Origin of the sequence: Pelomicrobium sp. G1 (assembly GCF_051905455.1) — a bacterium.
Lineage (GTDB): Bacteria > Pseudomonadota > Gammaproteobacteria > Burkholderiales > UBA6910 > Pelomicrobium.
The window spans coordinates 1-310 of record NZ_JBQACR010000243.1; the positions used below are offsets into that span (position 1 = coordinate 1).

The window sequence follows — 310 nt, forward strand, 5'->3', positions numbered from 1 at the left end:
GCTCGTAATGGATGTCGAGGTCTGCCTGCGGGCAAGGGTCCGACGGCTCCTCCAGACGCTGGAAGAGGTCTCCCTGGACACCGCCAAAATTTTCGGCGGCCTTGGCGCGTGACAGCGCGCGCCTGTTGTTTGAGAATGGCCTCATCTGGCCTCCTCGTATTTCCCTGGCCAGAGACGGGACACCGGGCGGCCGAGGAGCGCTGCTATATGTGCCGCCACCCGGCGGCTCTTTCCACGACCGTGCACGATATTGCCGATCGTGCGGTCCGACAGCTCGAGCTCCTGCGCAATCGCGCGCAGGGTGTAGCCG

The 310-nt window shown here is 64.8% G+C and carries 1 protein-coding gene; it reads right to left on the bottom strand.

Features of this window, described 5'->3' with window-relative positions:
- Window positions 1-141: 141 nt before the first annotated feature.
- A complete protein-coding gene (locus tag ACTFO6_RS18355; RefSeq protein ID WP_439935819.1) occupies window positions 142-300 on the bottom strand; it encodes a helix-turn-helix domain-containing protein in 159 nt (52 codons plus the stop codon).
- Window positions 301-310: the final 10 nt, after the last annotated feature.